This is a genomic window from Ileibacterium valens (assembly GCF_001945525.1).
GTDB lineage: Bacteria > Bacillota_I > Bacilli_A > Erysipelotrichales > Erysipelotrichaceae > Ileibacterium > Ileibacterium valens.
This window is the reverse complement of sequence record NZ_MPJW01000039.1, coordinates 1-6,595: the sequence shown is the minus strand read 5'-3', so window position 1 is coordinate 6,595 and position 6,595 is coordinate 1. Positions and strand designations below refer to the sequence as shown.

The following is a 6,595-nucleotide window of genomic DNA, read 5'->3' as shown; positions in this document are numbered from 1 at the left end:
CTCAGAAACAGACATTGGCTACTCTATCTTATGTCTGTTCCTGAGCCTTTCAGCCCCCATTTTGATCACCCAAACTGTTAACTTATAAATCACCCAAATTGTTAACTTTTTTATTGACTACGAACAATGTTTAATACATCTGCAATTTCAGATTGTCCAACATATGCTTTGTTACGAAGATATTTAATATATGATCGATAAAATAATTGATTCATGGTCTTAGGATAACGATTTCTTGTTCTATTAACAATGAAATCAGAGGCTGCAAGTATGAATATTTTCGAAAATGTATCCGGTAGTTGAAAATCGAGACTCTTGATAATCTAAGACTATCAAGAAGTGAAAAAGATGATGAAGAAGCGATGTCTTTTCCTGAACTTTCTATTTATGAGTTTGTTCCAGCTTAAAAAAGATGAAGTCCAGGCTACAGTACATCACTCATGGATTCAGCAGTTTAAGTAGCTTTCTTGACTTATGAATGAGGAGATGAATAAGCATAATGTTAAAAAAGCTTACTGTATCTATGGAATTATGCCTGGAAAGTCGATAAACCATATTTGTTCTGTCTGATATTCTTTCAACTAACCAATAGCGTATCTCCGATATTATTGATGATCTTTCCAAAAGTATTATTAGATCAACTGATGAATACAAATGACATATTTAAACTGCTTCAAACCGTCCTTCTCTTTTCTCTGGGGATTTTTATCGGGCAAACGGCAAGCAGCTTTTTACAGAATGAAGCTTTTTATCGTCGTAGGATTGTTTTGGAAAAGTTTCAACACGATCTTTGCGATCATCTTTCGGAAGTTGATTGTACAAATTTGGAAGATCCAAAACTTTTGATTTGAAGCAGAATGCTGAAAAATTTTTATATGCCAATGGTCAGGGATTCAGTTTTGTACTGGATCAGTCTATGAATATTATTGGTAAGGTGATTATTTTTGCGACGGTTATCGGAATCATTGCTTCATTAAATGTCCTGGTCCTATTTCTGTTTTTACTCTTGGCTGGAATAAACAGTCTGGCTCAGATGAACTTAAAAAAGACATATGCCAATCTCGAATTGGAGAAGAATCCTAAAGAGAGAAGATTATCCTATCTATCAAATCTGTTTCCAAATCCTCTTTTTGAAAAAGAAATTCGGATAAATGGCGCCAGAGTATTGTTTTTTGATCATTTAAGGAATTGTACTTTTGAATTATGGAGGTTTTATAAAAAGCAGATGCATTTGATGAATGGTTCTAAGTGTTTATTGTATTTGACTGACTTTTTGCAGCGAATCATTTCTTACTCATATATGATCTATGAAGTTTCTATTGGAGCTATTTCTATTGCTAATTTTACGATGTATGTAAATGCCATTTCGACTTTTACTGGATCTATGAATGAAGTAATTGATAGTATTAACGACATTCGTCAATACAGTATTTATTTTGAGTCGGTAGAACATTATTTAAACTTACCGGCTAAGACATATGAAGTAACAAAGAATATCCCCTTACCTCAGAGAATAGATTCTATCGAATTTGAGGATGTGAGTTTTAAGTATCCAGAGTCTAAAAAATATGCTTTGAAACATATTAACTGTAAATTTATTGGACAAGAGAAAATATCGATAGCAGGTGAAAATGGAGCAGGTAAGTCAACCTTTATTAAGCTTATTTGTCGTTTGTATGAGCCGACCTCCGGATAGATTCGTCTAAATGGTATTGATATTAAGGATTACGATTATGGTGAATATGTAAATAAAATATCTGCTATATTTCAGGATTATCAATTATTTTAAATGCCGCTTAATGAAAATGTTTCTCTGAATAATTAACCTGAGAATCAAAAAATTAAAAATATTATTGAAGATCTAAGCTTTGGATACATCTTTCCAAAATTATCCAACGCGCTGGAAACCTGTTTACACAAGGATTTTGATAACGAAGGATTTGAACCGTCTGGTGGGATAGGACAAAAATTAGCGATATCACGAGCTGTTTACAAAGATGCCGACATCATTCTGCTGGATGAACCAACTGCTGCTTTAGATCCGAAGGCTGAATCTGATATTTATGAATCTTATGAAAAGCTAACTGATAAAAAACTAGCGTTTTATATATCTCATCGACTTTCAAGTTCGAAATTCTGTGATCGTATTCTTGTATTTCAAGACGGACAGATAATCGAACAGGGAACCCATGAAGATTTAATGAGAGACCAAACTGTATATGCAGAACTATATAATATTCAGTCAAAATATTATAACGAGGATAAACCAGGTGAAATTTTGGTGTAATTTGAGCGACAGATCTGATCCTGCTACAATATGAAATACGGATTTCAGTAATGACAATCCAACAAGAAAGTTGATCAGACGAATGTCTGATCTTTTTAACAAAGGAGAATTTTATGTCGAATTACAATTATGGGTCTAATCAATATAGTATGAATAAGACTCCGCAAATGACGAGTTCAATTCAAAACAGCATTCTTAAAGCGTATGGACTGATGTTTATGGGATTGATTGTCAGCGGTGTGGTTGCCTTCATATTTTATTATTTTGATCTGACTTACAAAATGCTGATGAGCTTTCCGATGCTTTCGCTGATTCTGCCAATTGCTCAGATTGGACTGGCTATCGCATTTTCAGTTCAGATGAATCGGGCATCAGTTTCTACCCTCAGAACTTTGTTCTTTGTTTATGCAGCGACGATGGGGATTTCGCTTTCTTCAATCGCATACGCTTATTCTACCGGGGTTATTTTTGCGGCTTTCCTGATTTCTGCTCTTTACTTTGGAACCTTAGTTTTCATTGGTTGGACAGCTAAAAAGGACTTAAGCAAGATCGGAACCATTGCTTTTGCCGCCTTATTTGTTATGCTGATCAGCCAGGTTGTCTTAATGCTCTTTAGAGCAAGCATGGATACCCGAATCATTGCAGCGGTAGGTCTTCTGATTTTTGCGGGACTGACGGCCTGGGATGTTCAGAGATTGAATCAGACCATGTTATATGCTGATGGGGAGCCATTAGCTCAACAGAAATGGGCTGTTTATTTTGCGCTGCAGCTTTATCTGGATTTCATTAATATCTTCCTGTATATTCTTCGTTTATTAGGAAGCAGCAGCCGTTCATCGAACTAACCTGAATGAGATGAGACGTGCCTGTTTACAGGATGAAAGATTCAATCAAATGATACATAAATGGACAAAATAATCTAAAGCATTTACTCAGGTAAACCTATTTGTTATAAATATATTAAAAGAGCTGATTATAACGGTTAGCTCTTTTTCTTTTGACTTTTGATTCGTTTTGAGCTGGTCAATGCGAAAAATTTAAATCATTTTCGGATCAGAGAATAACAAAACGTTATATCAATACAACAAAAACAACGGATATTATCCGGTTATTCCAATCAGGATTAAAATTTGTATGATTCAAAGGACGTAACGTCACAAATAAGGATCAAACCTGTTCAAGACAGAATAACCGGTCAAATTGTTTATTTCCGGCAAGCAAACGTATAAAAATAGGAATCATCTGTGAGGATTATTCGCTTATTAAAACAATGAAATGCAAGCCGGATGATCAATGATATAATGTCATTAAGATGTGCAGTAACTACATCGAAGATTCCAAAGCATTCCTCTTCTGACAATTAGAAATGAGGAGAATTTATGAGTACAAGAACTGGATTATTCCTTCAAATGAACGATTACCAGCCTGGAATGATTAAAAATAAAGCTTGCCGGAATTCATTGATTTATTGTTCGAGTGATCAATTTCCAAAAACGGAAGATTTACTGCCGACACTTGAAGCGATTATTAAAGAGACACACGAAAGTGAGAGTTCTATGATTCTTCAGCTATCCAAGCGTATATCTACGCTCAATGACCTGAAGGATCTGGAGGAACTGGCTTTTGGACTTGATGTGGACTATCTGCATTTAGACCATTCATGGCCTGCAGAAGAGGTTCGAGAACTGGCTTTACGGCTGCCTGTTGCTGTATCGGTTTCCAATCTCACTCTGCCGGAACGTTATTGGTTCAGAAATAACTGTCCAAACGTATTATTTATTCATGATTATTACACCCGAAAGGACACAGGGCTGGATCAGAATGTCTTCGATGATCTTTCCGAGGGGATTTCCAGAGAAGATCTGGTTGTATTTGTTCCTGGCAATCCTGTGGAAGAAAGAAAAGGGAATGAACCAAGTACCCTTGAACATCATCGAACAATGACCCCATACGCGGCCAGTCTGGATTTAATGAACCAGGGTGTGGGCGGAATCATCTATACATCCTTTGAAATTGGGGATATGGAAAAGCAAATGATCGATAAAGCTACACAGGGAGTTTATGGTCTTCCGGTCTCCCTGAATCATCCAGAACTTTATCATCAGACTTTCACCATCCGCAGTGATTCTCCAAAAAAACTTCGAAGACTTCTTGAAATTCCTCAGGGAATTCAGATGCCAGTCAATCCGGATGTACCTGTAGCCAGACGTCCTGGATTCATTACGATGGATAATCTTCATTTTCCGGATTCGCAGGGAAGTCTGATGATTTGCAATGGCGATTTTCAGGCTGATCCATGTGTTAACGTCATTGGGCATGTCTGCGATTACTATTTACCAATTATAGAGCTGCTTGAAAACGGTGCATGTATCGAATTTATCCATCCTAATCTTCATGGATAAACGACTGAAGACTTATTTTTTGGACAAAAGAATGATTAAAAAAAGGGACAGCGAATACTGTCTCTTTTGTTTTTTGTTAAGAAATTCTGAAATCGTTAAAGGATCTTTTCCCATAAAATTAACCGTGGTTATAATGAATAGAGATAGCCTGAAGGAAGGAACTGTATGTATTTAGTGGAAAGATTTGTCAGTCTCTATCAGATCTCACCGGATTCAACGAATGGAAAAATTGCCTTTGAACTCTTTATGTTTTTTAGAACGAAAAGCTTTCCAAATGTTAAGGAGTTCTGCAGGCTTGCAAGTATTTCCAGAACCAGTCTGCATCGTTTTGTTTCTGAAAGTGGCTTTTTCAACGGGAAAGATCTGATTCATTCTCTTGAAGATGATCTGAAAAGAAATGAGATGGCATTGCCAAAAAATTCTTAAATTCCAGAAAATGTCAACCTTCCAGAATTGAACAGACTGCAATCGGCTGCAAATGTTCATCAGTTTAAAAAGCACTGTCTAATAGCAATCAGGTATTTCTATATGGTGACTTGAAGAATATCCCCTATCATTTCAATGGAATTCAGAAACTTGCCGGACAGGAAACGGGTAATCTGCTGTTGGTCATTAATAACTAAATTAGTCACAATTGGATTTATTTTCGATGTCTTCATTAACGGTTGAAACCGCTAACAGTTACTGTAAAATGGCTTTACGAGGTGTTTATGATCAAATATTTGGATTTAACCAAAGAGTACTATTCAACAGGAGATGTCGCAAAATTGGTCGGCTTAAATTATCGCTCAATTACGGCCTAGAAAAACAAGGCAGAATCAAAATGGCTCAGTCTTCCACCGGCCGACGGTATGTCTCTAAACAAGATGTCATTGAATGGCTGAATTCAAGGTTGATCTATTTCGATGATTCTCATAAAGAACGAATCAATGTCATTTACGCCACGGTATCCAGCCATGATCAGAAAAAGAATGGGGATCTTGAACGCCAACTTGGCCGTTTGGCTTTGGCGGCTTCTGAAAAAAGGTGATTTCAAGGTCTTTTCAGATACAGACAGTGGTTTAAATACCACCCGCAAAGGGCTGAGCAGAATGCTCGATCTGATTGAACAGGATCAGGTGAAGACAGTTTTCATTACTCATAAAGATCGCCTGACACGATTTGGCTTTGAATTTATTGAACGGCTCTGCAAAGAGCATGGCACAGATATTGTAATCCTTGAATCCAGAGAAGATAAAAATGCACAGGAAGAATTAGCAGAAGATCTGATGAGTCTGATTGCTTTTTTTCAGGAAGATTCTACGGGCTTCGTTCATCAAGAAGAAAAGAACTGGCTCTTCAGGCTGAAAACATGATTGAAGGAAAGGGAGGTTTCGACCATGAGAAAAGTCAAACCAGTCAAAGCACCATTTCAAAAGGCAATCCCTTATCAACCTGAAACTGTACCACTTGCAACTTCTGGAAGAATTGATCTGGCCATTCCTGAAAACCAGGCTGTTTATGATTTCATCAATGAATATTCTCATGGACGGTGGGGATATGAACTTGTTGGCGATACACTGAGCAATCAGGTGATGAAACCGGTTTATGCAGATGGTACAGCCATTGAAGGAAACCCTAGAACCGTTAACAACGTTTTAGCCAAAAAATACGGAAACTTCTTTGCCATTAATATGGACTCATAACAGTTTCGAGTAATCTCATAGTCTGTAGTTCATTCTAAAAATATCTCGTGTACCACCTGTGAAAACGGTATTATTATAGTGGAGGCAGTACCCGTGGCATTGATGAAAATTGGAGAATTCGCCAAAGAACTTGGTGTTTCTGTACAGCAGCTCCGGGACATGGACAAAAACGGAATACTCAAGCCAGCCGCTGTTTCTCCAAAAGGGACCCGGTATTATTC

The 6,595-nt window shown here is 37.1% G+C and carries 9 protein-coding genes; all 9 read left to right on the top strand.

Annotated features, from left to right (window positions below; genetic code table 11):
- Positions 1-814: 814 nt before the first annotated feature.
- Positions 815-1,696 (top strand): ATP-binding cassette domain-containing protein, encoded by an 882-nt coding sequence (locus tag BO222_RS01110; RefSeq protein WP_143356884.1) that lies wholly within the window; start codon positions 815-817, stop codon positions 1,694-1,696.
- Between the two features lie 144 nt (positions 1,697-1,840).
- On the top strand, positions 1,841-2,287 hold the full coding sequence (locus BO222_RS14365; RefSeq protein WP_143356885.1) for an ATP-binding cassette domain-containing protein: 447 nt from the start codon (positions 1,841-1,843) through the stop codon (positions 2,285-2,287).
- A gap of 113 nt (positions 2,288-2,400) precedes the next feature.
- A complete protein-coding gene (locus BO222_RS01100) occupies positions 2,401-3,132 on the top strand; it encodes a Bax inhibitor-1/YccA family protein (protein ID WP_075817610.1) in 732 nt (243 codons plus the stop codon).
- 534 nt (positions 3,133-3,666) lie between these two features.
- The gene (locus BO222_RS01095) at positions 3,667-4,689 is read left to right on the top strand and encodes a MupG family TIM beta-alpha barrel fold protein (protein ID WP_075817608.1); all 1,023 of its coding nucleotides are present in this window, start codon (positions 3,667-3,669) and stop codon (positions 4,687-4,689) included.
- Positions 4,690-4,854: 165 nt separating this feature from the next.
- Positions 4,855-5,115, top strand: a complete 261-nt coding sequence (locus BO222_RS01090; protein WP_075817606.1) for a hypothetical protein — start codon at positions 4,855-4,857, stop codon at positions 5,113-5,115.
- A 397-nt stretch (positions 5,116-5,512) separates the two neighbouring features.
- The gene (locus BO222_RS13575) at positions 5,513-5,719 is read left to right on the top strand and encodes a hypothetical protein (protein WP_158024530.1); all 207 of its coding nucleotides are present in this window, start codon (positions 5,513-5,515) and stop codon (positions 5,717-5,719) included.
- Positions 5,619-6,044, top strand: coding sequence for a recombinase family protein (locus BO222_RS01085; RefSeq protein ID WP_075817605.1), 426 nt, complete (start codon positions 5,619-5,621; stop codon positions 6,042-6,044). The genes BO222_RS13575 and BO222_RS01085 overlap by 101 nt, the downstream gene beginning before the upstream one ends.
- A 24-nt stretch (positions 6,045-6,068) precedes the next feature.
- Positions 6,069-6,374 (top strand): hypothetical protein, encoded by a 306-nt coding sequence (locus tag BO222_RS01080; protein WP_075817602.1) that lies wholly within the window; start codon positions 6,069-6,071, stop codon positions 6,372-6,374.
- Between the two features lie 102 nt (positions 6,375-6,476).
- On the top strand, positions 6,477-6,595 hold a 119-nt coding region (locus BO222_RS14360; protein ID WP_408606342.1), incomplete at its 3' end, for a MerR family DNA-binding transcriptional regulator.

What these genes read in the sequence shown, in the direction of transcription:
- BO222_RS01085 (WP_075817605.1), top strand. Translation starts at nt 5,619, where the DNA reads ATGTCATTTACGCCACGGTATCCAGCCATGATCAGAAAAAGAATGGGG.
- BO222_RS01100 (WP_075817610.1), top strand. Translation starts at nt 2,401, where the DNA reads ATGTCGAATTACAATTATGGGTCTAATCAATATAGTATGAATAAGACT.
- BO222_RS01080 (WP_075817602.1), top strand. Translation starts at nt 6,069, where the DNA reads ATGAGAAAAGTCAAACCAGTCAAAGCACCATTTCAAAAGGCAATCCCT.
- BO222_RS01090 (WP_075817606.1), top strand. Translation starts at nt 4,855, where the DNA reads ATGTATTTAGTGGAAAGATTTGTCAGTCTCTATCAGATCTCACCGGAT.
- BO222_RS01095 (WP_075817608.1), top strand. Translation starts at nt 3,667, where the DNA reads ATGAGTACAAGAACTGGATTATTCCTTCAAATGAACGATTACCAGCCT.
- BO222_RS13575 (WP_158024530.1), top strand. Translation starts at nt 5,513, where the DNA reads ATGGCTCAGTCTTCCACCGGCCGACGGTATGTCTCTAAACAAGATGTC.